Annotated in this window: 23 protein-coding genes; 14 read left to right on the top strand and 9 right to left on the bottom strand. The window is 73.1% G+C overall.

Annotated features, from left to right (window positions below; genetic code table 11):
• Positions 1-117: 117 nt before the first annotated feature.
• Both ACWCO8_RS21040 and ACWCO8_RS21035 read left to right on the top strand, forming a co-directional pair.
• A complete protein-coding gene (locus ACWCO8_RS21040; protein ID WP_451033493.1) occupies positions 118-1,506 on the top strand; it encodes a cytochrome P450 in 1,389 nt (462 codons plus the stop codon).
• 19 nt (positions 1,507-1,525) lie between these two features.
• Entirely contained in the window at positions 1,526-2,671 is a 1,146-nt protein-coding gene (locus ACWCO8_RS21035) for a winged helix DNA-binding domain-containing protein (RefSeq protein WP_451033492.1), read from the top strand.
• A gap of 19 nt (positions 2,672-2,690) precedes the next feature.
• Here the strand turns inward: ACWCO8_RS21035 and ACWCO8_RS21030 are convergent, their stop codons facing one another.
• Entirely contained in the window at positions 2,691-3,122 is a 432-nt protein-coding gene (locus ACWCO8_RS21030; protein WP_451033491.1) for an ABA4-like family protein, read from the bottom strand.
• Positions 3,119-4,021 carry a hypothetical protein gene (locus ACWCO8_RS21025; protein ID WP_451033632.1) on the bottom strand — a complete coding sequence of 301 codons (903 nt, stop codon included), beginning with the start codon at positions 4,019-4,021 and terminating at the stop codon, positions 3,119-3,121. The genes ACWCO8_RS21030 and ACWCO8_RS21025 overlap by 4 nt, the downstream gene beginning before the upstream one ends.
• A 189-nt stretch (positions 4,022-4,210) precedes the next feature.
• Between ACWCO8_RS21025 and ACWCO8_RS21020 the strand changes: the two genes are divergently transcribed.
• The gene (locus ACWCO8_RS21020; protein ID WP_451033490.1) at positions 4,211-4,843 is read left to right on the top strand and encodes a MerR family transcriptional regulator; all 633 of its coding nucleotides are present in this window, start codon (positions 4,211-4,213) and stop codon (positions 4,841-4,843) included.
• Positions 4,844-4,964: 121 nt separating this feature from the next.
• Here the strand turns inward: ACWCO8_RS21020 and ACWCO8_RS21015 are convergent, their stop codons facing one another.
• A complete protein-coding gene (locus tag ACWCO8_RS21015) occupies positions 4,965-5,801 on the bottom strand; it encodes a siderophore-interacting protein (RefSeq protein ID WP_451033489.1) in 837 nt (278 codons plus the stop codon).
• Positions 5,802-5,875: 74 nt separating this feature from the next.
• Complete coding sequence (locus ACWCO8_RS21010; RefSeq protein ID WP_362005102.1) at positions 5,876-6,781, bottom strand: 5'-3' exonuclease; 906 nt, start codon at positions 6,779-6,781, stop codon at positions 5,876-5,878.
• Between the two features lie 361 nt (positions 6,782-7,142).
• Between ACWCO8_RS21010 and ACWCO8_RS21005 the strand changes: the two genes are divergently transcribed.
• The 4 genes from ACWCO8_RS21005 to ACWCO8_RS20990 all read left to right on the top strand — a co-directional run bounded on the left by ACWCO8_RS21005 (position 7,143) and on the right by ACWCO8_RS20990 (position 11,470).
• Positions 7,143-8,228 (top strand): quaternary amine ABC transporter ATP-binding protein, encoded by a 1,086-nt coding sequence (locus ACWCO8_RS21005; protein WP_451033488.1) that lies wholly within the window; start codon positions 7,143-7,145, stop codon positions 8,226-8,228.
• The gene (locus ACWCO8_RS21000) at positions 8,221-10,026 is read left to right on the top strand and encodes an ABC transporter permease/substrate binding protein (RefSeq protein ID WP_451033487.1); all 1,806 of its coding nucleotides are present in this window, start codon (positions 8,221-8,223) and stop codon (positions 10,024-10,026) included. Before ACWCO8_RS21005 ends, ACWCO8_RS21000 begins: the two co-directional genes overlap by 8 nt.
• Positions 10,027-10,187: 161 nt before the next feature.
• A complete protein-coding gene (locus tag ACWCO8_RS20995) occupies positions 10,188-10,739 on the top strand; it encodes a helix-turn-helix domain-containing protein (protein ID WP_362004523.1) in 552 nt (183 codons plus the stop codon).
• The gene (locus tag ACWCO8_RS20990) at positions 10,736-11,470 is read left to right on the top strand and encodes a helical backbone metal receptor (protein WP_451033486.1); all 735 of its coding nucleotides are present in this window, start codon (positions 10,736-10,738) and stop codon (positions 11,468-11,470) included. Before ACWCO8_RS20995 ends, ACWCO8_RS20990 begins: the two co-directional genes overlap by 4 nt.
• Here the strand turns inward: ACWCO8_RS20990 and ACWCO8_RS20985 are convergent.
• Positions 11,397-12,554 (bottom strand): TDT family transporter, encoded by a 1,158-nt coding sequence (locus tag ACWCO8_RS20985; RefSeq protein WP_451033485.1) that lies wholly within the window; start codon positions 12,552-12,554, stop codon positions 11,397-11,399. The genes ACWCO8_RS20990 and ACWCO8_RS20985 overlap by 74 nt on opposite strands.
• A gap of 70 nt (positions 12,555-12,624) precedes the next feature.
• Between ACWCO8_RS20985 and ACWCO8_RS20980 the strand changes: the two genes are divergently transcribed.
• Positions 12,625-13,560, top strand: coding sequence for a LysR family transcriptional regulator (locus ACWCO8_RS20980; RefSeq protein ID WP_451033484.1), 936 nt, complete (start codon positions 12,625-12,627; stop codon positions 13,558-13,560).
• Positions 13,561-13,621: 61 nt separating this feature from the next.
• Here ACWCO8_RS20980 and ACWCO8_RS20975 read toward each other — a convergent pair whose 3' ends face one another.
• The 3 genes from ACWCO8_RS20975 to ACWCO8_RS20965 all read right to left on the bottom strand — a co-directional run bounded on the left by ACWCO8_RS20975 (position 13,622) and on the right by ACWCO8_RS20965 (position 16,664).
• Complete coding sequence (locus ACWCO8_RS20975) at positions 13,622-14,311, bottom strand: gamma-glutamyl-gamma-aminobutyrate hydrolase family protein (RefSeq protein ID WP_451033483.1); 690 nt, start codon at positions 14,309-14,311, stop codon at positions 13,622-13,624.
• Positions 14,312-14,340: 29 nt separating this feature from the next.
• Positions 14,341-15,801, bottom strand: coding sequence for an ethanolamine permease (eat, locus tag ACWCO8_RS20970; RefSeq protein WP_451033482.1), 1,461 nt, complete (start codon positions 15,799-15,801; stop codon positions 14,341-14,343).
• Between the two features lie 113 nt (positions 15,802-15,914).
• Positions 15,915-16,664: a FadR/GntR family transcriptional regulator gene (locus tag ACWCO8_RS20965; protein WP_451033481.1), complete on the bottom strand. Its 750-nt coding sequence runs from the start codon at positions 16,662-16,664 to the stop codon at positions 15,915-15,917.
• Between the two features lie 78 nt (positions 16,665-16,742).
• Between ACWCO8_RS20965 and ACWCO8_RS20960 the strand changes: the two genes are divergently transcribed.
• The 4 genes from ACWCO8_RS20960 to ACWCO8_RS20945 are packed head-to-tail and all read left to right on the top strand — an operon-like array spanning position 16,743 to position 21,288.
• Entirely contained in the window at positions 16,743-18,107 is a 1,365-nt protein-coding gene (locus tag ACWCO8_RS20960; protein ID WP_451033480.1) for a glutamine synthetase family protein, read from the top strand.
• A gap of 8 nt (positions 18,108-18,115) precedes the next feature.
• Entirely contained in the window at positions 18,116-19,489 is a 1,374-nt protein-coding gene (locus ACWCO8_RS20955) for an aldehyde dehydrogenase family protein (RefSeq protein ID WP_451033479.1), read from the top strand.
• Positions 19,486-20,298 carry a 3-oxoacyl-ACP reductase gene (locus ACWCO8_RS20950; RefSeq protein ID WP_451033478.1) on the top strand — a complete coding sequence of 271 codons (813 nt, stop codon included), beginning with the start codon at positions 19,486-19,488 and terminating at the stop codon, positions 20,296-20,298. The genes ACWCO8_RS20955 and ACWCO8_RS20950 overlap by 4 nt, the downstream gene beginning before the upstream one ends.
• Before the next feature lie 30 nt (positions 20,299-20,328).
• Positions 20,329-21,288: a DUF2510 domain-containing protein gene (locus ACWCO8_RS20945; RefSeq protein ID WP_451033477.1), complete on the top strand. Its 960-nt coding sequence runs from the start codon at positions 20,329-20,331 to the stop codon at positions 21,286-21,288.
• 13 nt (positions 21,289-21,301) lie between these two features.
• Here ACWCO8_RS20945 and ACWCO8_RS20940 read toward each other — a convergent pair whose 3' ends face one another.
• The gene (locus ACWCO8_RS20940) at positions 21,302-22,504 is read right to left on the bottom strand and encodes an amino acid deaminase/aldolase (protein WP_451033476.1); all 1,203 of its coding nucleotides are present in this window, start codon (positions 22,502-22,504) and stop codon (positions 21,302-21,304) included.
• Positions 22,505-22,628: 124 nt separating this feature from the next.
• On the opposite strand from ACWCO8_RS20940, the gene ACWCO8_RS20935 reads away from it, so the two are divergent.
• Both ACWCO8_RS20935 and mycP read left to right on the top strand, forming a co-directional pair.
• The gene (locus tag ACWCO8_RS20935; protein ID WP_451033475.1) at positions 22,629-24,155 is read left to right on the top strand and encodes a hypothetical protein; all 1,527 of its coding nucleotides are present in this window, start codon (positions 22,629-22,631) and stop codon (positions 24,153-24,155) included.
• Positions 24,152-25,366: a type VII secretion-associated serine protease mycosin gene (gene mycP / locus ACWCO8_RS20930; RefSeq protein WP_451033474.1), complete on the top strand. Its 1,215-nt coding sequence runs from the start codon at positions 24,152-24,154 to the stop codon at positions 25,364-25,366. Before ACWCO8_RS20935 ends, mycP begins: the two co-directional genes overlap by 4 nt.
• The last annotated feature ends 11 nt before the right edge of the window (positions 25,367-25,377 follow it).

Below are 25,377 nucleotides of genomic sequence, written 5' to 3'. Positions count from 1 at the left end.
CTTGCGGGTGTTGTCCACAGGGTGTTGTCCACAGGGGTGGCGGAGTGTCGGACGTCTCCGATTCCATGGATCTCGACACCGCACCACGCCGGGCAACACAGCTGGGAGGGGACGCACGTGACCACGCAAGCCGGTTCGGCCGCCGTCGACGAGACGGCCGACGGACAGAAGATCGTGCCGGGGCCGCGGGGCGTACCGCTGTTGGGGAACTTGCCGGAGTTCGGCAAGGACCCGCTCGCTTTCTTCGAACGGATGCGCGAGCGCGGCGACTTCGTCAGCTGGCGCTTCGGGTCGGGTCCCTCGCTCTTCATCGCCCACCCCGACGCCATCGGTGAACTCCTCACCGAGGTGGAGAGCACCTTCGACCACTCCGACCTCGGCATCGCCTTCCGCACCTTGCTGGGCAACGGTGTGGTCGTCGCCAAGGGCGCCGAGTGGCGGCGCAAGCGCTCCCTCGTGCAGCCCTCCGTCCGGCCCAAGCAGGTGCGGTCCTACGCCGCCACGATGGCCGAGTGCGCCATCGCCCTGGCCGACCGGTGGGGCGACGGGGAGCGGGTCGACATCAAGAAGGAGATGGCCGCGCTGACCCAGCTCATCGCCGTGCGCACCATCTTCGGCGTCGACACCGCCGCCGACGCCGAGGCCATCGGCCGGGCCATGGATGTGGCGCAGAAGGAGATCGGCGCCGAGTTCAGCGGGATCGGCGCCCTGTTGCCCGACTGGGTGCCCACCCCGGGGCGGGCTCGTATCAAGCGGGCCGTCGCCGTCATCGACGCCGAGGTCGGCCGCGTCGTCGCCCGCCATCGCGGCGGCGACACGGAGCGGCCCGATCTGCTCAGCCGGCTCCTCGCCGCCCAGGACGAGACCGGCGCGCACCTCTCGGACCAGGAGATCCGCGACGAGACCGTCACGCTGTACATCGGCGGGCACGAGACCACCAGCTCCACGCTCGTCTGGGCCTGGCAGCTGCTCTCCCACAACCCGCGGGTGCGGGACGCCCTGAGCGAGGAGCTCGACCGGGTCCTGGGCGACCGTGAACCGGGCTTCGACGACTACGCCCAGCTGCCGTACACCCAGGCCGTGGTGAAGGAGACGCTCCGGCTCTACCCGACGATCTGGCTCATCACCGGTCGCGCCCGGGAGGGGGCGACCCTCGGTGGGCGGGCGGTCCCTGCGGGGACGCGCGTGTGGTCCAGCCAGTGGGCCACCCATCGGGACGGGCGCTGGTTCGCGGACCCGGAGGAGTTCCGCCCGGAGCGCTGGGGCGCGGTGGAGGGCGAGCCCGCCGAGGAGATACCGGAGTACGCGTGGTTCCCCTTCGGCGGCGGGCCCCGGGCCTGTCTCGGGACCCGGTTCGCGATGGTCGAGGCCGTCCTGATCCTCGCCGTCCTCGCCCGGCGCTTCCGGCTCGACCTGGACCTCGGGGCCGGGGAGATACGCCCCGTGCCGAGCCTGACCCTCCAGCCCGACCGGGACGTCCTGGCGACGGTCCGCGCCCGCTCGTGAGATGCGGGACGATGCCGGTATGAAGATCAGCGCGCGGGGGCTCAACCGTTCCACTCTGGCCCGGCAGTCGCTGCTGCGGCGCGAGCGGCTCGGCGCCGCCGAGGCGGTACGGAAGGTGGTCGCGCTGCAGGCCCAGCAGCCGGCCTCCCCGTACCTCGCGCTGTGGAACCGGACCGCCGGGTTCGACCCCGCCGACCTGGACACGGCGTTCGCCCGGGGGACGGTCGTCAAGTCGACGCTGATGCGGGTCACCCTGCACGCCGTCCACGCCGACGACTTCCGCACCTTCCGGGAGGCCGTGCATCCGCTGCTGAGGGGGGCCAGGATCGGCGATCCCCGGTTCGCGGCCTCGGGCCTGACCGCCGAGGACGCGGACCTGCTCGTCCCGGAGCTGCTGGCCTTCGCCGACAGGCCCAGGACGGGCGCGGAGTACGAGGCCTGGATCCAGGAGCGGGTGGGGGCCGCGCCGAAGTCCGGCGCGTGGTGGGCGCTGCGGCACTACACGCCCCTGGTGCACGCGCCCACCGCACCGCCGTGGTCCTTCGGGGAACGCCCCTGGTACATGGCGCCCCCGGACCCGCCGGAGCTGCCGGCCCAGGAGGCGTCCGACGCCGCCCTGCGGACGCTGCTCGTGCGCTACCTGGAGGGGTTCGGGCCCGCGTCCGCGGCGGACATGGCGCAGTTCGCCCTGGTCCAGCGGGCCCGGGTCAGGAGGGTGCTGGAGACGCTGACCGACGAGCTCGAGCGAGGGGAGGGCCCGGGCGGCGAGGAGCTGTTCGACATCCCGGGCGCGCCCCGCCCGGACGAGGACACCCCCGCCCCGCCACGGCTGATGGCCATGTGGGACAGCACTCTGCTGGCCTACGTCGACCGGTCGCGGATCATCCCGCCCGACTACCGCACGAGAGTCATCCGCAGGAACGGTGACGTGCTGCCGACCCTGCTGGTCGACGGCTACGTCGCCGGTGTGTGGCGGCCGGCCGACGGGGGCATCGAGGCGACCGCCTTCCACGACCTGCCGGACGAGGTCTGGGAGGGACTCGCGGAGGAGGCCCGTGCGTTGACGGCCTTCCTCGCCGACCGCGAGCCCCGTGTCTACCGCCGCTACGACCACTGGTGGAGCAAACTCCCGGGCGGCGAGGCCCGGTTGCTGCCCGGGACGTGAGGTGGTCGGGGTGGACTCCTCAGGTCTGCTGGGGAGTCGGCCTCCTCAAGGCGCGGACGGCCAGGAAGACGAGGAGGGCGATGGGGGAGAGGAGGATCGTCAGGATCAGGAGGGGGCCCATCAGCCAGGGGGAGATGCGGAGTCGGCGGGCCTCGCGGTACATCCACTGGCCGATCAGCAGATCCCAGGCGATGACCTGCGCCCAGATCGCGCCCGCCCCGTTGGCCCCGGCCGTCAGGTCGCGGAAGGAGTCCAGGTCCGGGCTTGTGACCGCCGCCCACAGCTCGGGGAAGATCGGCAGGGCCAGGGCCAGGTAGACCGCCAGGATCGGGACGACGGTCAGCGGCGAGGCCGCAAGGCGCTCGGTGAACCGCCAGGCCGGTGCGAAGATCATCAGCAGCCAGACGGGCGCGGCCAGGTAGAAGCTGAGCTCGAAGAGAAAGCCGGTCATGAGGCGGACTCCGGGGTCGTGGTGGGTGCGGTGCGGCTCTTGCTCTGCCGCAGGGAGGTCCAGGTCGCCGCGCCCGTGAGCAGGGCGATCCCGGCCGCGGCGGTGAGGGTCGTGGCGTCGGGGTCGGTGAGCGGCTGGCCGCGCAGGGCCTGCCAGGTGAGGAGGGCGACGACGGCCGCGTAGGCGCCCGAGGCGACGAGCGTCAACCGGAGTCGTACGCGGGGGTCGCGCAGTCGGGCGAACCTCGGGGCGAGCGTGACCAGGACGAGCAGCAGAAGCGGGATCACCTGGAGGGCGTGCATGCCGAAGAAGTGAGCGACGCGCAGGTCGCCGCCGGTGGTGGACCAGCCGGTCACGGCCATCGACGGGCCGCCGTCCGCGACGCCGACGCTGTGCGCGCCGACGATCCCCCGGTCGTCCCCGGCGGCCCGCTGCTCGGGGGTGGGCAGCACCATGACGAAGCCGATCGCGGTGCCCACGAGGGCGATCAGGGAGCCGAGGCGGACGGCCCAGGCGGTGGCGCGGTCCAGGATCCGGGCGCGCAGCAGCAGGATCGCGATGACCAGGGCGGCCAGCCACAGGACGACGATGGTGAGGCCCATCGTCCGGAAGACGGCGGCGTCGAAGGCCGTCTCGTTGTTGAAGTGGCTCTGCCTGCCGCGTATCGCCTGCATCGTGATCAGCGCGATCTCACCGAGACCGGTCACGGCGACCACCGTCCCCGCCCACCAGGCGAGCCGTCGGCCGCGGGGGAGCAGGGTGAGCATCCAGGCGAGGGTCATGCAGTACGCGACGAACGAGACCGCGAACTTGAACGGCTTCGCCCATATCGGGGCGCCGACCAGGATCCGGTCGTCGAATATCAGGCCGCCGAGGGCGACGACCGCGAGTAACGCCATCGAGGCGGAGAACCAGAGCAGCGGCCGGTGGAGCTGGCGGAGCTGCGGCATGGGTGAGGACATGGGTACCCCCGTGGGTTGTCCCGAGCATTATGGATAGTGGCACTCGCCGCTATCTGATAGCGGCACTATCTATGATGGGTGGGTCGCTCGGCAAGTCCGGAGCGAGAACGGGAAGGTGAACGCAGGGTGCGCATCGGAGAGTTGAGTCGCAGGACCGGGGTGCCGGTGCCGACGATCAAGTACTACGTACGGGAAGGGCTGCTGCCCGCCGGGGAGTTGACGAGCCCGAACCAGGCCTCGTACGGCGACTCGCACGAGCGGCGCCTGCGGCTGATCCGCGCGCTCCTGGAGGTCGGCGGGCTGTCGGTCGCCGCGATCCGCGAGGTCCTCGAGGCGATAGAGGACCGCGACCGTCCGGTGCACAAGATGCTGGGCGCGGCCGCCGACCGGGTGGTGCCGCGCACTCGCGAGGAGGTGGGGGAGGAGATCGTCGAGGCGCGGGCGGCGGTCGCCGAACTGATCGGCCGGCGCGGCTGGCGCACGCACGAGGGCAGTGCGGCGGCGGAGGCGCTCGCGGTCGCCCTGGCGACGCTCACGGAGGTCGGCCACGGCGGCTTCGCCGAGGTGCTCGACGCCTACGCGGGGGCGGCGGAGCAGGTGGCCGGCGCGGACCTGGAGTACGTCGCGCGCAACGTGGAGCGGGACGAACTGGTGGAGAGCGTGGTGGTGGGCACCGTGCTCGGCGACGCGATCTTCGCGGCGCTACGGAGGATGGCGCACGTGGACGCGTCGGGGAAGGTGTTCGGTACGGGGGTGTGAGGGGGCGGCCGCTTGTGAGGCCGGGGCCGCCCAGGGGTGGGTGAGGCGCCCGGCTGCCCGGGCGCCCACGGCGTCTGAACGCCGGGGGCCGGGGCCCCTCGACCCCGGCCCCCGCCCCTTCTCAGTTCTCCTGTTCGCGTTCCACCTGGTCGTTCCATTCGCGCTTGATCGCGCGCCAGGCCTCGTCCGTCTTGCCCAGGCGCCAGTAGCCCGAGATCGAGAGGCGTTCGCGCGGGATCGCGCGCTCCAGGCGCAGGTGGCGGCGGAGCTCCTTCACGAAGCCCGCCTCGCCGTGGACGAAGGCGTGGACGTCGCCGGCCGGGAAGGCCAGGCCCTTCACGGCGTCCAAGAGCGCCTCGCCCGCCGGGCGGTCGCCGCGGTGCAGCCAGGTCACCTCGATGCCCGCCGCCGTCGCGAACTTCTGCTCCTCGGCCGCGTCCGCGACCTCCACGAAGGCGTGGACCGTGGCGCCCTCCGGCAGCCGCTCCAGGGCCACCGCGATCGCCGGCAGGGCGCTCTCGTCGCCCACCAGCAGGTGCCAGTCCGCCTCCGCGTCCGGGGCGTAACCGCCGCCAGGACCCAGGAAGCGCACCGTCTCACCCGCCTGCGCCCGCGCCGCCCACGGACCCGCCAGGCCCTCGTCGCCGTGGACGACGAAGTCGACGGTCAGCTCGCGGTGGACCGGGTCCCAGCTCCGTACCGTGTACGTCCGCGTGGTCGGCCACTGCTCGCGCGGGAACTCCGCGCGGATCCGCTCCATGTCGAACGGCTCCGGGTAGCTCACGCCCTCCGGCGCGAAGAGCAGCTTCACGTAGTGGTCGGTGTACTCGCCCACGGAGAACGCGTCGAGGCCCTCCCCACCCAGGACGACCCGCACCATGTGAGGCGTGATCCGCTCCGTGCGCACGACCTGTGCCTCATGGGCCTGCGGTGCCTTGCGCGCCGGCTGCTCTGCCACGACGGTCTCCCCTGACTCTACGAACTTAGGTTTGCCTAAGCTAGCATCCCGGGCGGGCGACGGCCCAGAACGCCTCAGCGCTCCAGGACCGGCAGCAGGCGGCCCACCGCCCCGCCGAGACCCCAGCGGGTCACCAGGCCGGCCAGCGCCTCCGGGTCCTTGGGCACCCGAGGCAGCGCCGGGTCGAACTCCGGCAGCGGTACGTCTCCGGCGACCCGGACGACCGTCGGCGCCACGTCCAGGTACGCCGCCGCCTCCACGATCCCGCGCCGCTTGGCCGGGGTCAGCTTCGACGTACGGTCCACGGCGGCCGCGCGCACGCCCGCCAGATCGCCGTACTCCGTGATCAGCTGCGCCGCCGTCTTCTCGCCGATGCCCTTCACCCCGGGCAGCCCGTCACTGGCGTCGCCACGCAGGGCGGCGAAGTCGGCGTACTGGTCCGCCCGCACCCCGTACTTCGTACGGATCAGCTCGTCGTCGACCAGGTCGCAGTCGCCGACGCCCTTGCGCGGGTACAGGACGCGCACCGCGCGCTCGTCGTCCACCAGCTGGAAGAGGTCCCGGTCGCCCGTGACGATGTCCACCGGGCCCTTCGCCCAGCCCGCGAGCGTCCCGATCACGTCGTCCGCCTCGTACCCCGCGACCCCGATCCGGGCGATGCCCAGCGCGTCCAGGACGTCCTCGATCACCGGCACCTGCGGGGAGAGCGTGTCCGGGATCTCCTCCTCGTCAGGGCCTGTCTCCGTCTCCACGGCGACCCGGTGCGCCTTGTACGACGGGATCAGGTCCACCCGCCACTGCGGGCGCCAGTCGGCGTCCATGCAGGCCACCAGGTCGTCCGGGTGGTGGTCCTGGACGAGCCGGGTGATGAAGTCCAGCAGACCGCGCACGGCGTTGACCGGCGTGCCGTCCGGGGCCCGGACCGAGTCCGGCACACCGAAGTACGCGCGGAAGTACAGGGAGGCGGTGTCGAGGAGCATCAGGCGTCGCGTCACACCCCGATCATGCCGCACCCCACTGACACCCGCCCCGGCCGACGCAGCCCCCGCCCCGACCGGCCGCCCCGGCCACGCAGCACCTGCCCCGCCCGGCCGCCCCAGGCGACCCAGCACCCGCCTCGGCCACTCGCCCCGATCCGCCAACCGGGCCGTCCGTCGTGACCCCCGTCACCTTTCGGTTTGCGCCTGCGACGCCCGGGCAGGCGCGGGCCCGGAGCGGACCCGGTACGGGATTCCACAAGGGATCACCGTGCGCACCGGGAGTCGCGGGCCGAAACCGCCCCGCTCCACGGCCTGGCTGCGGGGGTGGCAGGCCGTTTTCGTTTCAACACGTGAGGTATATGTGTCCAGGCTCCAGGCCGACCGCCTGTACAAGGTGTTCGGCAGACGACCCGACGAAGCCGTCAAGAAACTCGATGACGGCGCGGACCGCGACGAGCTCCGCGCCGACGGCACGACGGCGGCGGTGATCGACGCCTCGTTCACCGTCGAGCCCGGCCAGATCTTCGTCGTCATGGGTCTGTCCGGATCCGGCAAGTCCACCCTCCTGCGCATGCTCAACGGCCTGCTCGAGCCCACCGCGGGCCGCGTGCTGTTCGACGGCAAGGACCTCACGGCGCTGAACCCCCGCGATCTGCGCACCGTACGGTCCACGAAGATCAGCATGGTCTTCCAGCACTTCGCGCTCTTCCCGCACCGCAGCGTCCTCGAGAACGCCGCCTACGGCCTGGAGGTCCAGGGAGTCCCGCGCGCCGAGCGCGAGACCCGGGCCACCGAGGCCCTGGAGATGTGCGGCCTCGCCGGCTGGGAGAAGTCCTGGCCCGACGAGCTCTCCGGCGGCATGCAGCAGCGTGTGGGCCTGGCCCGCGCGCTCGCCACCGACGCCGACCTGCTCCTCATGGACGAGTCCTTCAGCGCGCTCGACCCGCTGATCCGCCGCGACATGCAGGACCAGCTCCTGGAACTGCAGAAGCGGCTGAAGAAGACCATCGTCTTCATCACCCACGACCTCAACGAGGCCATGCGCCTCGGCGACCGCATCGCGGTCATGCGCGACGGCCGGATCGTCCAGCTCGGCAGCGCCGAGGACATCCTGGTCCGCCCCGCCAACGACTATGTCGCCTCCTTCATCCAGGACGTCGACCGCTCCCGCGTGCTCACGGCCTCCTCCGTGATGACCGAGGCGGCCGGCCCCGAGAAGGCGGACGCCTGCGGCTGCGAGACCGTCGGCCCCGACACTCTCGTCGCCGACCTGTGCGCGGTCAGCGCCCGTGTCCCGCACCCGGTGGCCGTGAAGGACACCGACGGCACCGTCCTCGGTGTCGTACCGCAGTCCCGGCTGATCGGCTTCATCGGCGACGAGCAGCGCCCGCCCGTCGCCTGCACCCCCGGCTCCACCGGTACGAAGGAGGTGGCCGTGCATGCCTAGGCTCCCCCTCGGCCAGTGGGTCGACAGCTCCGTCGACTGGCTCCAGGCCCAGTTCTCCTGGCTCTTCGACGCCATCACCACCGTCGTCACCGGTCTCTACGACGGCATCGACGCGGTCCTCTCCGCACCCGAGCCCCTGCTCTTCGCCGGCATCCTCGCCGTCGTCGCCTGGTGGCTGCGCGGCCTGCCCGCCGGTGTGCTCGCCTTCGCGGGCTTCGCGCTCGTCGACTCCGTCGACCTGTGGGACGACGCCATGGCGACGCTCTCCCTGGTGCTCGTCGCGACGCTCGTGACCCTGGTGATCGCGGTTCCGCTCGGCATCTGGGCGGCCCGTTCCAAGACCGTCAGCGCCGTGCTGCGCCCGGTCCTGGACTTCATGCAGACCATGCCCGCCATGGTCTATCTGATCCCCGGCATCATCTTCTTCGGCGTCGGCGTGGTCCCCGGCATCATCGCCACCATCGTCTTCGCCCTGCCGCCGGGCGTCCGGATGACCGAACTCGGCATCCGCCAGGTCGACGGCGAACTCGTCGAGGCGGCCGAGGCGTTCGGCACCACCCCGCGCAACACGCTGCTGCGCGTGCAGCTGCCGCTCGCCCTGCCGACGATCATGGCCGGTATCAACCAGGTCATCATGCTGGGCCTGTCCATGGTCGTCATCGCCGGCATGGTCGGCGGCGGCGGGCTCGGCGGCGCGGTCTACCGCGCCATCGGCAACGTCGACATCGGCCTCGGCTTCGAGGCGGGCATCTCCATCGTCATCCTCGCCATGTACCTGGACCGGATGACCGGCGCGCTGGGCCGCCAGGTCTCGCCGGTCGGCCGCCGCGCGCTCGCCAAGGCGCGGGCCGCGGTCGCAGGGCGCGCCGGAGCGAAGCTCTGGAACCACCGCCCGCAGCCCGTCACCGCCCTGGTCGGCGTGGTCGTCCTCGCGCTCGTCGCGGGCGGCATGGGCTTCCTCGGCGGCGGCACGTCCTCGACGACCGCCGGCGGCAAGGACATCGGCCACGGCAAGAAGATCAACCTCGGCTACATCCCCTGGGACGAGGGCATCGCCTCCACCTTCCTCTGGAAGGAACTGCTCGAACGGCGCGGCTACGAGGTCGACGCCAAGCAGCTGGAGGCCGGCGCGCTCTACACCGGCCTGGCCGGCGGCCAGATCGACTTCCAGACCGACTCCTGGCTCCCTGTCACGCACGCCCAGTACTGGGAGAAGTACCAGAACAAGCTGGAGGACCTCGGCTCCTGGTTCGGCCCCACCTCCCTGGAGCTGTCCGTGCCGTCCTACATGAAGGGCGTCGACTCGCTCGACGACCTCAAGGGCAAGAGCGGCGAGTTCAAGGGCCGGATCATCGGCATCGAGCCGAGCGCCGGAATGATGGGCATCCTCAAGGACAAGGTCCTCAAGGAGTACGGCCTGGAGGGCGAGTACAAGGTCGTCGACGGCTCCACGCCCGGCATGCTCGCCGAGCTGAAGCGTGCGTACGACAAGAAGGAACCGGTCGTCGTGACGCTCTGGTCGCCGCACTGGGCCTACTCGACGTACGACCTGAAGAAGCTCAAGGACCCGAAGGGCACCTGGGGCGCCGGTGACGGCGTGCACACCCTCGCCCGTAAGGGCTTCTCCGGCGAGAACCCCGAGATCGGCGCCTGGCTGAAGAACTTCAAGCTGACCGAGAAGCAGCTCACGGATCTCGAAGCCGACATCCAGGAGACCGGCAAGGGCAAGGAGCAGGAGGCCGTCCGCGGCTGGCTGGAGAAGAACCCCGGCCTCGCGGAGAAGCTGGCCCCGCAGTAGCACCCACGCGGGAGTTCTGACTCCTGTCCGAAAAGGGGTGGTCGCCGAGCGTGTTCGGCGGCCACCCCTTTTCGCCACGACGCGAAACCCCGCGCCAAAGCTGCGTAAGGTTCAGGTAACCGACCAGTACGCAGGCACCGAGCACGAGGGAGGGAGCCGACATGGACGACAAGGAATCACTGCGCGTGGGCGCGGCCGTCAAGAAGCGCCGCAGGGCCCTCAAGCTCACCCTGGCCGTCGTGGCGTCCCGCAGCGGCCTGTCCGTGCCCTTCCTCAGCCAGATCGAGAACGAGCGGGCCCGCCCCAGCAAGCGCTCCCTCGAACTCGTCGCCGGCGCCCTGGAGACCTCCGCCGGTGAACTCCTCGCCGCCGCCGAGGCCGCCCGCACCGTCGACGTCGTACGGGCCGAGGAGCAGCCGCACGCGATGCCCGAGGGCGTACGGTCCCTGGTCCGCGGCCGCCACCAGCTGCACGCGCTCGAATTCACCGGCGAGCGGGACGCGGGCCGCGAATTCCAGCACCGCAACGACGAGTTGCTGTTCGTCGCCGACGGCGCCGCCGAGGTCGAGGCCGAGGGCCGCGCGTACCGGCTCGAACGCGGCGACACGCTCTACCTCTCCGGCGGTGTACGGCACCGGTGGCGCGCCACCGAGCCCGGCACCCGCCTTCTCGTCGTGGCCGTCGCCGAGCACATCGAGGCCGACGAGACATGAGCGTGAGGCCGGCCCGTGTCGTCTCCCTCGTGCCCTCCCTCACCGAAGCGGTCGCCGTCACCGCGCCCGGCCTGCTCGTCGGCGCCACCGACTGGTGCGACCACCCCGCCGAGCTCGACGTCGTACGGATCGGGGGCACCAAGAACCCCGACGTCACCGCCGTCGCCGCGCTCCGCCCCGACCTCGTGATCGCCAACGAGGAGGAGAATCGCGCCCCCGACCTGGCCGCCCTGCGCGCCGCCGGGATCGAGGTCCTGGTCACCGAGGTGCGCACGCTCGACCAGGCGTTCCAGGAGCTGGACCGGACGCTGCGGGCCTGCGGCGTACGGGACCGGCCGCGCTGGCTCGACGAGGCGGAGGAGGCATGGGGCGCCGCCGAGGCGCCGGGCCCGCCGCTCACCGCCGTCGTGCCGATCTGGCGCCGCCCCTGGATGGTCCTCGGCAGCGACACCTTCGCGGGCGACCTCCTGGCGCGCCTCGGCGTCCGGCACCTGTACGCCGACCACGCCGAGCGCTACCCGCGCGTCCCCCTCGACGAACTGCGGGCGTCCGGAGCCGACCTGGTGGTCCTGCCGGACGAGCCGTACCGCTTCACGCGCGAGGACGGCCCCGAGGCGTTCCCCGGGACCGCCGCCGCGCTCGTCAGCGGGCGTCACCTCACGTGGTACGGGCCGTCGCTCGCAGAGGCGCCACGGGTCCTCGCCCGGGCCCTGCGAGCAGCGCACCGCTGAGAAGCCCGCGCAGGGTGTGGGTCCCGGCCACCAGCCAGGCGGCGACGAGGAACACGTACAGCGCGATCGCGAGCCAGCGGAAGGCGGCGAGGCCGGTGTGGTGGGCGAGCCCCTCCGCGCCGGTCACGCAGGTGCCGACGGGGAAGGTGAAGGCCCACCAGGTCATCGCGAACCCCATGCCCTGCCGCCGGGCACGCAGCACCATCGCGCCGGCCAGCGCCAGCCACAGCAGGGCGAAGCCCATGACGGGCACGCCGTAGAGGACGGCGAAGGCACCGAAGCCGTGCGCGTACGGCTCGGGCAGCAGGCCGGGGGCGGCGTCGGCGAACTTGTTCGCGGCGGTCGTCGACTGGCCCAGCGGGCCGAGGACCAGGAAGAGCGTGGGGGTGAGCGCGAGGGGCAGGGGCCCGCCGGTGACAAGCCGCCCGAAGACCAGGGGCAGCATCACGAGGGTGGCGAGCAGGCTGATGCCGAACATGGCGTAGCAGGCGATCAGCAGGGTCTCCTGGGGCTGCCCGGCGGGCAGATGGGGCAGGAGCAGCGGGCCGACGGCGGCGGAGACCATCGGCGCGACGACGGGCAGCAGCCAGACGGGCGAGGCACCCTCGATCTTGTGGTGCACCACCATCAGGTACGGGATCGTCACGGCGGCGGCCAGGCCGATGACCGTACCGGCCGAGAACAGGACGGTGTCGAGGGCGACGGCCGCGGTCGGGCCGATCCAGTCCTGGCCGACGACCAGGGCGCCCGCGCCGACGGCGAGCAGGGCCATCGACAGACAGCCGTAGAACGGGGCCACGGCCGGGTCGAGGAGGTGCTCGCGGGCGCGGTCGCGGTGGTGGATCCAGTGCAGCGCGCGGGCCGTGACCAGGGTGAGCAGCATCGCGAGGGAGAGCGCCCAGACGGCCGCGCAGGCGGTGCGGACACCAGGGGCGTCGACGGGGAGGGTGGCTCCCGCGTTGGCGACGATGGCGGTGCCCATCACCGAGGCGTACCAGTTGGGACCGAGGTGACGGACCGCGGCCGCCCGCACGCCGGGGGTGGTGGCGAGGGGGGCCGGACGGGAAGGTGCGAGGGTTGCCATGGCTCCACCCTCGCGCGGTGGAACGGGCCCGACCAGGGATCTTGGCGCTATGACGTCATAAGCTGACTTTATGAGCAACGAGCCTGCCGAGACCTCGCCCCTGTCCCACCGGGTCCCCGACCTCGGCGCGCTCGAACTGCTGCTCGCCGTCGCCCGGCACGGGAGCCTGGGGCGGGCCGCCCGGGAGGTCGGGATCACGCAGCCCGCCGCGAGCAGCCGGATCCGGTCGATGGAGCGGCAGCTCGGGGTGGCCCTGGTGGACCGTTCGCCGCGCGGCTCGCGGCTCACGGACGCGGGGGCGCTCGTGACGGACTGGGCGCGGCGGATCGTCGAGGCGGCCGAGGCCTTCGACGTGGGGGCGCAGGCGCTGCGGGGGCGGCGGGACTCGCGGCTGCGGGTGGCGGCGTCGATGACGATCGCCGAGTACCTGCTGCCGGGGTGGCTGATCGCGCTGCGCGCGGAGCGGCCTGACACGGCGGTGTCGCTGATGGCGGGGAACTCGGCGGCGGTCGCGGAGCGGCTGTTGGGCGACGAGGCGGACCTGGGGTTCGTGGAGGGGCTCGCCGTGCCGGACGGCCTGGACGGGGCGGTCGTCGCCCGCGACCGGCTGGTCGTGGTCACCGCGCCGTCGCACGCGTGGGCGCGGCGGCGCAAGCCGGTGGACCCGGGGGAGCTGGCCGCGACCCCGCTGATCCTGCGCGAGCGCGGCTCGGGCACACGCCAGGTCCTCGACTCGGCGCTCTCCGCGCACGGGGGGCTCGCGCAACCGCTGCTCGAACTCGCCTCCACGACAGCGGTGAAGGCGGCGGCGGTGAGCGGGGCGGGGCCGGCGGTCCTGAGCGAGCTGGCGATCGCGGAGGAGCTGGCGTCGCGGCGGTTGGTGGAGATCCCGGTCGCGGGGGTGCTGTTGCGGCGGGAGTTGCGTGCGGTGTGGCCGACCGGGCACCGCCCCACAGGCCCGGCTCGGGACTTGCTGTCCTTGACGAGGGCGACGCCGTCGGGGTGACGGCTTTGGCCGGGGGGCGGGTGCGTGTCCGTTGTGGTTGTTCGCGCAGTTCCCCGCGCCCCTAATGCCCCTGTTCGGTCGCCGCGGTGACCAAGCCCCGCATCACCCTCAAGTCCTCGCCCATCTCCGGGTGCCACTGGACGCCCAGGGCCCACGTCGGGTCCGGGAGTTCGATCGCTTCGATCGTGCCGTCCTCCGCGTACGCCGAGGGGGACAGGTCCCTGCCCAGGCGGTCCACCGCCTGGTGGTGGTAGGTCGGGACCGAGGTCAGCTCCGGGACCAGGGAGGCGTACCGCGTGCCCGGGACCGGCTTGACCGCGTGGCGGCCGATCACGCCGACCGACTCCACATGGCCGTCCAGGTGCTGGACCAGCGTGCCGCTGAGGGCCACGTTCAAGAGCTGCATGCCCCGGCAGATGCCGAGCACCGGCGTCCCGGAGGCGAGCGCCGCCTCGATCAGGGCCAGCTCCCAGGTGTCCCTGGCCCGGGCCGGCGGGCCGGTACGGGGGTCGGGCTCGGCCCCGTACCGTACCGGCTCGACATCCGCACCGCCCGCGATCACCAGCCCGTCGAGCCGCGCCACCACCGACGCGGCGGCGGACGGCTCGTCCGGCGGGAGCATCGTCGCGAGGCCGCCGCTCGCCTGCACCAGTCGCGGGTACTGCGCGGGCAGCAGCGCCGCCGGCATGTCCCACACGCCCCAACGGGCCTGGTCCAAGTAGGTCGTCACGCCGATGAGCGGCTTGGGCACGGATTCCTCCAGATCGGAAAAGGGGTGGGTCAGTCGCGGTCGAGTTCTGCCTCGGCCGCCGCGAGCGCCGCGAACTCCTCCTCCGGCGCCTTGGCGACCAGGTGCTTTCGACTGTAGAACGCGAAGTAGGCGAGTGCGATCACGTAGACCCCCAGCGCGATGAACGCCGCGTCCTTGTCCACCAGGAACGTCGCCACCAGGGCCGACAGGGCGAGGACGAACGCCACCGAAGAGGTCACGACACCGCCCGGCGTGCGGTACGGGCGCGGCAGCTCCGGCTCGCGGCGGCGCAGCACGATGTGCGAGAGCGCCATCAGGGCGTACGAGATGGTCGCGCCGAACACCGCGATGTTCAGCATCCGCGCGCCGTCCCCGGTCCCCGCCGCCAGCGCGAAACCGATCCCGCCGGGGATGAGGAGCCCCAGGTACGGGGACTTCCGGCGGCTCGTGAGGGAGAGGAACCGGGGCAGGTAGCCGGCCCGGGAGAGGGCGAAGAGCTGGCGCGAACCGGCGTAGATGAGCGAGAAGAACGAGGCCACGAGGCCCGCGAGCCCCGCGTAGTTCACGAAGCGGCTGAGCGTCGTCGGGTCCCCGTCGCCCTGCAGCGCCACGACCAGCGGGTTGCCCGCCTCCTGGATCGCGGCCGAGCCGCGCGCCCCCGTCGCCGCGACGAAGGTGATCACGGCGAGCAGCACCAGGATGCCCATCGACAGAGCGAGCGCCCTCGGCATCGAGCGGACCGGGTCCTTGGCCTCCTCCGCCGCGAGCGGCACGCCCTCGACGCCGAGGAAGAACCACATGCCGAAGGGGAACGCCGCCCAGATGCCCAACAGGCCGTACGGCAGCCAGGAGTTGGAGCCGAGCGCCTCCCCGTCGACCGGGATGTCGTTGAGCCCGTCGACGTGGAAGTCGCTCAGCGCGCCGAGCGCGAAGATGACGAGGGCCGCGACCGCGATCGCCGTCACGACCAGGCTGAAGCGGAGCGCCTCGCCCACGCCCCAGAGGTGGATCCCTATGAAGATCGCGAAGCAGGCGAGGTAGACCGGCCAGCCGGACTCCAGGCCGAAGAGGCCGAGCGATTCGACGTAGTCGCCGATGAAGATGGAGATCGCCGCGGGGGCGAGGATGTACTCGATGAGGATCGCGGTGCCGGTGAGGAAGCCGCCCCAGGTGCCGAGCGCCCGGCGCGCGAAGCCGTAACCGCCGCCGGCGGTGGGCAGGATGGCGGAGAGCTCGGCGAGCGCGAAGACGAGACAGGCGTACATCGCGCCCATCAGGACGGTCGCGATGGCGAGGCCGCCGAAGCCGCCCTTGGAGAGGCCTATGTTCCAGCCGGAGAAGTCGCCGGAGACGACATAGGCGACGCCGAGGCCGGTGAGCAGCAGCCAGCCGGCGCTGCCCCGGCGCAGGGCCCGGCGTTGGAGATAGTCGTCCGGCGCCGTCCCGTTCGGTGGTGCTGTCTTGTCCCCGGTGGTGTCTTCGAGCGTCATGGCAGCGTCAGCTCCCGCGTCGGGCCCAATGGATTGGTGCCATACCTTTGCGCCGGGTCGGCTCGAATGCAACCCCCGTGCGTTACTTTCGGGTTACGCGGGCGCCGCGCCGCTCACGTCAGGAAGCCCCGCAGCAGCGCCGCCGTGCCCCCGCAGTGCTCCCGCATGACCTCGCGGGCCCCGTCCGCGTCACCGTCGAGGACCGCCTCCACCAGGGCCGTGTGCTGGTGCTGGGAGTGCTCCAGGTTCCGTACCAGCAGCGGGATGCAGTCCAGGAGGTCGTTCACCGTCGCCCGTACCGCCGCGTACTGCGCGGTGAGCGTCGGGGAGCCGGAGAGCTCGGCCAGCGTGAGGTGGAGCAGGGTGTCCTGGCGCCGGTAGTCGGCCAGCGGGGCGTCGTGCGTGGCGGCCAGGGCCGTGCGGAGCCGGTCCGCGCCCTCGTCGTCGAGCCCGTGCGCCGCGCACAGGCCCGCCGCACCGACCTCCAGGACCTCCCGGAACCGCAGCGTGTCCTCGACGTCGACCGCGGCGATCCGGCGCCGCAACTCGTCCTCGTCCGCCGTCTGGGTGCGCGGCAGCACAAACGTTCCGCCGTACCGCCCGCGCCGGCTCTCGACCAGGCCCTGCTCCTGGAGGACCTTCAGGACCTCGCGCAGCGTGACCCGGCTGATCCCCATCCGGTCGGCCAGCTCCCGCTCGGCGGGCAGCCGTTCGCCGCCGGGCACGAGTCCGAGCCGTACCACCTGGAGGATCTGCTCCAGGGCCTCCTCGAAACCGTTGCCCGCCCGGACCGGCCGCAGCACGGGCGTCAGCCGGTCCGCCTGCGGGGCGGGCGATCCGCTCGTATCACTCGTAGTGGACACGTTCCCGTTTCCCCTTCCCAAGCAATGGTCTTCGGCAATACCTTATGGCTTCCGGCTGACCCAAGGAGGAACAATCCCGTGGCAGACCGCAAAGCCCCGCTCTCCGTCGAGGAGCTCCGCGCCCTCGTCGCGAGCGGTGAGATCGACACCGTCGTCCTGGCCTTCCCCGACATGCAGGGACGGCTCCAGGGCAAGCGGTTCGCCGCACCCTTCTTCCTCGACGAGGTCCTCGACCACGGCACCGAGGGCTGCAACTATCTCCTGGCCGTCGACACCGAGATGAACACGGTCGACGGATACGCGATGTCCTCCTGGGACCGCGGCTACGGCGACTTCGCCATGCGCCCCGACCTCTCCACCCTGCGCCGCGTGCCCTGGAACGAGGGTACGGCGATGCTCGTCGCCGACCTCGCCTGGAGCGACGGCTCGCCCGTCGTCGCCGCGCCGCGCCAGATCCTCCGCCGCCAGCTGGACCGGCTCGCCGAGCACGGCTACACCGCGCACGTCGGCACGGAGCTGGAGTTCATCGTCTTCAAGGACACCTACGAGCAGGCCTGGGACGCGAACTACCGGGGCCTGACCCCGGTCAACCAGTACAACGTCGACTACTCGATCCTCGGCACCGGCCGCGTCGAGCCCCTCCTGCGGCGGATCCGCAACGAGATGGCCGGCGCCGGACTGACCGTCGAGTCCGCCAAGGGCGAGTGCAACCCCGGCCAGCACGAGATCGCCTTCAAGTACGACGAGGCCCTCGTCACCTGCGACCAGCACGCCGTCTACAAGACGGGCGCCAAGGAGATCGCCGCCCAGGAGGGCGTCTCGCTCACCTTCATGGCGAAGTACAACGAGCGCGAGGGCAACTCCTGCCACATCCACCTCTCCCTCCAGGACGCCGACGGTACGAACGTCATGGCCGGCGACGGGCCGGCAGGCATGTCGGAGGTCATGCGGCACTTCCTCGCCGGACAGCTCGCCGCGCTGCGCGACTTCTCCCTCCTCTACGCCCCCAACATCAACTCCTACAAGCGCTTCCAGCCGGGCTCCTTCGCCCCCACCGCCGTCGCCTGGGGCGTCGACAACCGCACCTGTTCCCTGCGCGTCGTCGGCCACGGCCGCTCGACGCGCTTCGAGAACCGGCTCCCCGGCGGAGACGTCAATCCGTACCTCGCCGTCGCCGGCCTGATCGCCGCCGGCCTGTACGGCATCGAGCAGAAGCTCGAACTCCCCGCCGCCTGCGACGGGAACGCCTACACCGGCGACTACGCCCACGTCCCCACCACCCTGCGCGAGGCCGCCGAGCTCTGGGAGACCAGCCCCATCGCCAAGGCCGCCTTCGGCGACGAGGTCGTCGCGCACTACCGCAACATGGCCCGCGTCGAACTGGACGCGTACGACGCCGCGGTGACCGACTGGGAGCTGCGCCGCTCCTTCGAACGCATGTGAGGAACGAGTTGCTTCAGGAACTCCAGGTACTGAACCCGGCGACCGAGGAGGTCGTCGCCACCGTCCCCGCCGCCACCCGGCAGGACGTCGACGCAGCCGTCGTCCGGGCCACCGAGGCCCAGCGCGGCTGGGCCGCCGCCGCCCCCGCCGACCGGGCCCGGCTGCTGCGCCGCTTCGCCGCCGTCGTCGACGCCCACACCGAGGAGCTGGCCCTCCTCGAAGTACGCGAGGCCGGCCACACCCTCGGCAACGCCCGCTGGGAGGCGGGCAACGTCCGCGACCTGCTCGACTACGCGGCCGGGGGAGTGGAGCGGCTGAACGGCCGGCAGATCCCGGTCGCCGGCGGGCTCGACGTCACGATCCTCGAACCCCTCGGCGTCGTCGGCGTGATCGCGCCCTGGAACTTCCCCATGCCGATCGCCGCCTGGGCCACCGCCCCGGCGCTCGCCGCCGGCAACGCGGTCATCCTCAAGCCCGCCGAGACCACCCCGCTCACCGCGCTCCGCCTCGCCGAACTCGCCCTGGAGGCCGGGCTCCCCGAGAACCTCTTCCAGGTCCTGCCCGGCGAGGGCGCCGTCGCGGGCGACGCGCTCGTCGCCCACCCCGGCATCGCCAAGATCGTCTTCACCGGCTCGACCCGGGTCGGCAAGAGCATCATGGCCAAGTGCGCCGACCAGGTGAAGCGCCTCACGCTCGAACTCGGCGGCAAGAGCCCGAACATCGTCTTCGCCGACGCCGACATCGAGGCGGCCGCCGCGGCCGCGCCCATGTCGTTCCTCGACAACAGCGGCCAGGACTGCTGCGCCCGCACCCGCATCCTCGTCCAGCGCTCCGTGTACGACCGCTTCCTGGAGCTGCTCACCCCCGCCGTCGAGGAGATCGTCGTCGGCGACCCGGCCGACGAGAAGACCCAGATGGGCCCGCTGATCTCCCAGGCCCAGCTGGACCGCGTACGGGCGTACGTCCCCGACACCCTCCCCGGCATCCGCGGCGAGGCCCCCGAGGGCCCCGGCTTCTGGTTCCCGCCGACCGTCCTCACCGGCATCGCCGAGGACGCGCCCTGCGCCGTCGAGGAGGTCTTCGGACCGGTCGCCGTCGTCCTGCCCTTCGAGGACGAGGCGGACGCCGTACGGCTCGCCAACGCCACCGAGTACGGCCTGTCCGGCTCGATCTGGACCCGTGACGTCGGCCGCGCCCTGCGCGTCTCGCGCGCCGTCAAGGCCGGCAACCTCTCCGTCAACTCCCACTCCAGCGTCCGCTACTGGACCCCCTTCGGCGGCTACCGACAGTCCGGCCTCGGCCGGGAGCTCGGCCCCGACGCACTGACCGCCTTCACCGAAACCAAGAACGTCTTCATCAGCACGGAGGGCCCCGCACTGTGAGCAACGAGACCCTGACCAACGCCACCCCGAGCAGCGAGAACGTCTGCCGGCGCCTCGTCGGCCGCACCGCCGTCATCACCGGCGCCGGCAGCGGCATCGGCCTGGCCACCGCCCGCCGCCTCGCCTCCGAGGGCGCGAACGTCGTCTGCGGCGACATCGACGAGACGGCCGGCAAGGCCGCCGCCGAGGAGGTCGGCGGGACCTTCGTGCGGGTCGACGTCACCGACCCCGAGCAGGTCGAGGCGCTCTTCAAGACCGCCTTCGACACCTACGGCTCCGTCGACATCGCCTTCAACAACGCGGGCATCTCGCCCCCGGACGACGACTCCATCCTCACCACGGGCCTGGAGGCCTGGAAGCGCGTCCAGGACGTCAACCTCACCTCGGTGTACCTGTGCTGCAAGGCCGCCCTGCCCTACATGCGGCGCCAGGGCCGGGGCTCCATCATCAACACCGCCTCCTTCGTCGCCATCATGGGCGCGGCCACCAGCCAGATCTCGTACACCGCCTCCAAGGGCGGCGTGCTCGCCATGTCCCGCGAACTGGGCGTGCAGTTCGCCCGCGAGGGCATCCGCGTCAACGCGCTCTGCCCGGGGCCGGTCAACACCCCGCTCCTGCAGGAGCTGTTCGCCAAGGACCCGGAGCGCGCCGCGCGCCGGCTCGTGCACATCCCCGTCGGCCGCTTCGCCGAGGCCGAGGAGATCGCCGCCGCCGTGGCCTTCCTCGCCAGCGACGACTCGTCCTTCATCAACGCCACCGACTTCCTCGTGGACGGCGGCATTTCGGGCGCGTACGTGACCCCGCTGTAGGCGCCGAGGTCCGGGTCCTAGTCTGATGGGATGAGCATGACGACTCCTCCTGGCTGGTACCCGGACTCCGCCGCTCCCGGCGTCGAACGCTGGTGGGACGGTACGAACTGGACCGCACACACCCGGCAGGCGCAGACGCAGCCGCAGGCCGCGTACGGGGCGCCGCCCGTGATGCCGTCCACCGTGCCGTCCCCGGTCGTCGCACCGGCCCCGTCCGGCTCCGCGGGCGCCGGGCGGAACCGGGCCGTCCTCATCGGCGCCGTCGCGGTGGCCGTGGTCGCGGCGGTCGTCGCGGGCGTGCTCGTCATCGGCGGCGACGACGAGGAGAACCCGCCCACGGCGGGTCCGACGGCGGTCACGCCCACCCCCACCGCGCCGCCCACCACCGACGGGCCCGTCGAGGACGACGACGAGGACAAGAACGCCACGCGGGTCGACGACCAGCTCAACGGGATCTCCCTCCCCATCGTCAAGGGCTGGGAGAAGCCGGAGTTCTACTCGGGTCCAGCGCCGACGGTGACGACCGTCGGCACCTATCCGTGCCCCTCCGGCAGCAAGGAGTGCCGCCACGGCACGGTCTCCTCGCACGCGGTCTCCCGCACCGACGCCTCGACCCCCGAGGCGATCGCCAAGGAGGACGTGGCCGCCGCCGCGAAGGAGACCTACGAGGAGGACATCCTCGGCAGCCTCCCCTACGGCCGGATGACCGCCTACAAGGTGGTCGCCGCGGGCCCCACCGCCGTCGCGGGACGCACGGGCTACCTGGTCCGCTGGCAGGTCACCACCGACAAGGGCCCCGGCGGCTACGTCCAGTCGCTCGCGTTCCCGTCCCCGACGGGCAGCGAGTCCCCGGTCGTCGTGCGCTTCGTCTTCGACGCGGGCCCGGACGGACCGGCGCTCGCCGTGATGGACGAGATCACGCGCGGCATCCGCCCCATCGGCAGCGACACCAACGGGGGAGTGGGCAGCTCGATCACCCCGGGGACGTGAGGGGGCCCGAGGGCTACAGGAACGTGCGGCCCTCGCCCCGGTACGTCGGCACCGTCGCCGTGATCCGGTCGCCCTCGATCAGCTGAAGGCTGTCGAACCGCTCGCACAGCTCCCCGGCCTTCGCGTGCCGGAACCACACCTTGTCCCCGATGAGGAGATCGTCCGCCGCCGAGCCGATCAGCGGGGTCTGCACCTCGCCGGGCCCCTCCTGCGGGTCGTACCGCAGCCCCTCCGGCAGGTACGGGACCGGCAGCCGGTCCGGGCCCGCGGCGCCCGAGGCGGGGTAGCCGCCGCCGAGCACGGTCACCACACCGACGCCGGGGCGGCGCACGACGGGCTGGGCGAAGAGGGCCGCCGGACGGCCGGTGAAGGACGTGTAGTTGTCGAAGAGGCGCGGCACGTAGAGCCCCGAACCGGCGGCGATCTCGGTCACCGCCTCCTCGGCCGCCGTCTGCTGCACACTGCCCGTACCGCCGCCGTTGACGAACTCCAGGTCCGGCGCCACCGCCCGTACCGCACGGACCACGGCCGCGCGCCGGGCAGCCAGCTCCCGACGGGCCGCCGCCTGCATCAGCCGGATCGCCCGCGACCGCAGCGGCCGCCCCGCCACCGAATCCCCGACCCCGGCGACATGCCCTTCGTACGCCATGATCCCGACCAGCCGGAACCCGGGGCGGCGGGCGATCGAGCGGGCCAGCTCGGCGAGCTGGGCGGGCTCGCGCAGCGGGGAGCGCAGCGCGCCTATCCGCACCTTGCCGCCGAGCAGCCGGAGGGAGGTGTCCAGCTCCAGGCAGACCCGGATCTCCTCGGTGCCGCCCGCGCGGGCGGCGTCGATCAGCTCCAGCTGCGCCGGGTCGTCGACCATGACCGTCACGGCGGCGGCGAGCTTCGGGTCGTTCGCCAGCTCGCCGAAGGAGGTGCGGTCGGCGGACGGGTACGCGACCAGCACGTCCTCGAACCCGGCCCGGGCCAGCCACAGGCTCTCGTCGAGCGTGAACGACATGATCCCCGCGAAGCCCTCGCGCGCCAGGACCCGCTCCAGGAGCGCCCGGCACCGCACCGACTTGCTCGCCACCCGGATCGGCTTGCCCCCGGCCCGCCGGACGAGATCGTCGGCGTTGGCGTCGAAGGCCTCCAGGTCGACGATGGCGACGGGCGCGTCGAGAGGGGCGGTGGCCCGGTCGTACCGGGCCCGGTCTGCGGCGCGGGGAGTCATGGCCCGAGCTTGCCAGACGGGTTTACGGGTGGGTAGCCCCTGGGTTCCCGTGGTGAGGGGAACAGCCCGTAGAGTGGCGGGCATTGCGAGGGCAGGCACGACGAGGAACCACCAGGGGGCGGGCATGAGCACTGACGCGCACCGCCCCGCCTCCGCCCGCGTCACCGACGCCCTGCTGCCCCCGCCCGAGCCCGCGGGCCGAGGCGACGAGACCACCCCCACGCCGGAAGCCGCCGCGACCCGCCCGCCCGTCCCCGCGAGGCCACCCCAACCCCCGGCGACGCCGGCCCTGCCGCCGCGCCCGGCGACCGCCCCACGCGCGGCCACGCCCGCGCCCGAGGGCGCCCCCGCATCGGCAGCCGGCCCCCTCGTCGTACCTCCGCGTCCGGCGGCGGCCCCGCAGGCACCCGGTTCCGGCCGTGTGCCCGCGCCCGGCGGCTCGACCGCTCCGGGAGCCGCGGGCGCTCCGCGTGTCGGTCCCGACCGTGTGACCGGCCCGGCGGGCGGTTCGCCGCGTCCGGCGGCCGCCCCGCGCGCGGGTACGCCCGCGCCCGAGGGCGCCACCGCTCCGGGAGGCGGCCCCCGAGTCGTACCGCCGCGTCCGGCGGCGACGCCGCAGGCCGGTCCCGGCCGTACGCCCGCCCCCGCTCCCGACCGTGTCATCGCGCCCCGTACCGGCAGCGCCCACAGCGCCGTCCCGGCCGTCGAGACGACCACCCGGCTGCGGCCCATACGCGAGGCCGCACCCGGCACAGGTCAGGGCCACGGCACCGGGCTCCCGCCCCGGAGCGGGCCGCCGAGCGGGCAGACGTACGGGACGTACGGCGCCTACCGGGCGTTCACCGCGCCGCCCGAGACGCCCGTCGAGACCACCACCCGCCTGCGGCCCATCCGCGACCGCCGTGCCGTCGGCCGGGTCGTCGCGGCCGGGGCCTGCCTCGTCCTCGGTGTCGGCCTCCTCGGCGGCGCCCTCGCGGGAGCCGTCCTCGCCGCCACCGACGCCGGCGCGCCCCCCGAGCCGGAGGGCTACACCGAGGCCGGCACCCTCTGGCACAGCGTCCCCGTCGACACCCTCTTCCCCCGCACCCTCGCCGGTCCCGGCAAGGGCCCCGGCGCCGCCGACCGCACCTGGACCCGCGTCGTCGTCGCGCCCGACACCCCCTGCACGGCGGCCGTGCTGCCCGCGAGCGTCCTCACCACGCTCCGCCCCGTCGGCTGCGACCGCGTCCTGCGCGCCACCTACACCGACGCGACCGCCTCCAGCGTCATCACCGTCGGCCTCGTCTTCACCCACGCCGACCCCACCGCCACCCGCACGCTCGCGACCGACTCCGCCGCCCGGCTCGCCGCCGACGTGCCGCCCGCGCTCGCGGGCCCCGGCACCGTGGCCGCCCGCTTCGGCCCCGGGCAGCGCGCCAGCTGGTCGACCCGGGCCCTCGCCGACCTCCCCGTCGTCGTCACCGCCGTCTCCGGCTTCGCCGACGGCCGCCCCGTCGCCACCCCCGAATCCGTCGCGCGGGCCATGGCCGACGGACAGACCAGCCCCACCGCCCAGGCGGGCCTCGGCCACGAGGCGAAGGGCGTCGCCGACCAGATCGAACGCGCCCTGCGCGCCACGGTCGCCACGGCAGCGAAGGACGCCGACACGTGAACCGGACCCTCCGCACGCCCCGTGCCCTCCGCAACCCCCGCGCGCTCGCCACCCTCCTCGCCGCCGCGTTCGCCGTCCTGCCCGCCACCACCACCCCGGCGTACGCGGACACCATCCGCGCCCGCCAGTGGGGCCTCGAAGCCCTGCGGACGACCGAGGCCTGGCGCACCACCAAGGGCGAGGGCATCACCGTCGCCGTCCTCGACACCGGCGTCGACGCCGACCACCCCGACCTCACCGGCTCCGTCCTCCCCGGCAAGGACCTCGTCGGCTTCGGCGCCGCACCCGGCGACCGCGCGTGGGCCCGCCACGGCACCGCCATGGCCGGCATCATCGCCGGACACGGCCACGGAGCCGGCCGTCAGGACGGCGTCCTCGGCATCGCGCCCAAGGCCGACATCCTGCCCGTCCGCGTCATCCTCGAAGGCGCCGACAAGTCCCGCGACAAGGCCCGCAAGACCCGCGGCACCGCGCTCGCCGAAGGCATCCGCTGGGCCGTCGACCACGGCGCCGACGTCATCAACCTCTCCCTCGGCGACGACTCCAAGTCCGCCCACCCGGACGCCGGCGAGGACGCCGCCGTCCAGTACGCCCTCGCCAAGGGCGTCTCCGTCGTCGCCTCGGCCGGCAACGGGGGCGAGAAGGGCGACCACATCTCGTACCCCGCGGCCTACCCCGGCGTCGTCGCCGTCACCGCCGTCGACCGGTGGGGCACCCGCGCCGCGTTCTCCACCAGCCGCTGGTACGCCACCGTCAGCGCCCCCGGCCTCGACATCGTCATCGCCGACCCGGACCGCCGCTACTACTCGGGCTGGGGCACCAGCGCCGCCGCCGCCTTCGTCTCCGGCGCCGTCGCCCTCGTCCGCTCCGCCCACCCCGACCTGACCCCGGCCCAGGTCAAGCAGCTCCTCATCGACACCGCCCGCGACCGGCCCGAGCACGGCCGCAGCGACGAGAAGGGCTACGGCACCGTCGACCCGGCCGCCGCCATCAAGGCCGGCCTCCGGCTCAAGGCCGCCGACCCCAAGAACGCCGCCGCCGGCTACGGAGGCCGCTTCTTCGGCCCCGGCCCGCAGCCGCCCGCCGAGGAGGAGGGCAAGCCGGTCGGCCTGCTCGCCCCGGCCGCCGGCGGCCTCGGAGCCCTCCTGCTCGCCGCCGCGATCGTCCTGTGGCGCGGCAGCCGCGTCACCGGGCCCCGCCCTCCGCGCTGACCGCCCCGCCT

This window comes from Streptomyces sp. NPDC001927 (assembly GCF_053594455.1).
The sequence above is the reverse complement of the archived record's forward strand: the minus strand, read 5'-3'. Positions and strand labels throughout refer to the sequence as shown.

What these genes read in the sequence shown, in the direction of transcription:
- ACWCO8_RS20980 (WP_451033484.1), top strand. Translation starts at nt 12,625, where the DNA reads ATGAGCAACGAGCCTGCCGAGACCTCGCCCCTGTCCCACCGGGTCCCC.
- ACWCO8_RS21035 (WP_451033492.1), top strand. Translation starts at nt 1,526, where the DNA reads ATGAAGATCAGCGCGCGGGGGCTCAACCGTTCCACTCTGGCCCGGCAG.
- eat (WP_451033482.1), bottom strand. Translation starts at nt 15,801, where the DNA reads ATGACGCTCGAAGACACCACCGGGGACAAGACAGCACCACCGAACGGG.
- ACWCO8_RS20945 (WP_451033477.1), top strand. Translation starts at nt 20,329, where the DNA reads ATGAGCATGACGACTCCTCCTGGCTGGTACCCGGACTCCGCCGCTCCC.
- ACWCO8_RS21025 (WP_451033632.1), bottom strand. Translation starts at nt 4,021, where the DNA reads ATGGCGTTACTCGCGGTCGTCGCCCTCGGCGGCCTGATATTCGACGAC.
- ACWCO8_RS21010 (WP_362005102.1), bottom strand. Translation starts at nt 6,781, where the DNA reads ATGCTCCTCGACACCGCCTCCCTGTACTTCCGCGCGTACTTCGGTGTG.
- ACWCO8_RS21000 (WP_451033487.1), top strand. Translation starts at nt 8,221, where the DNA reads ATGCCTAGGCTCCCCCTCGGCCAGTGGGTCGACAGCTCCGTCGACTGG.
- ACWCO8_RS20990 (WP_451033486.1), top strand. Translation starts at nt 10,736, where the DNA reads ATGAGCGTGAGGCCGGCCCGTGTCGTCTCCCTCGTGCCCTCCCTCACC.
- ACWCO8_RS20995 (WP_362004523.1), top strand. Translation starts at nt 10,188, where the DNA reads ATGGACGACAAGGAATCACTGCGCGTGGGCGCGGCCGTCAAGAAGCGC.
- ACWCO8_RS21030 (WP_451033491.1), bottom strand. Translation starts at nt 3,122, where the DNA reads ATGACCGGCTTTCTCTTCGAGCTCAGCTTCTACCTGGCCGCGCCCGTC.
- ACWCO8_RS20985 (WP_451033485.1), bottom strand. Translation starts at nt 12,554, where the DNA reads ATGGCAACCCTCGCACCTTCCCGTCCGGCCCCCCTCGCCACCACCCCC.
- ACWCO8_RS20940 (WP_451033476.1), bottom strand. Translation starts at nt 22,504, where the DNA reads ATGACTCCCCGCGCCGCAGACCGGGCCCGGTACGACCGGGCCACCGCC.
- ACWCO8_RS20935 (WP_451033475.1), top strand. Translation starts at nt 22,629, where the DNA reads ATGAGCACTGACGCGCACCGCCCCGCCTCCGCCCGCGTCACCGACGCC.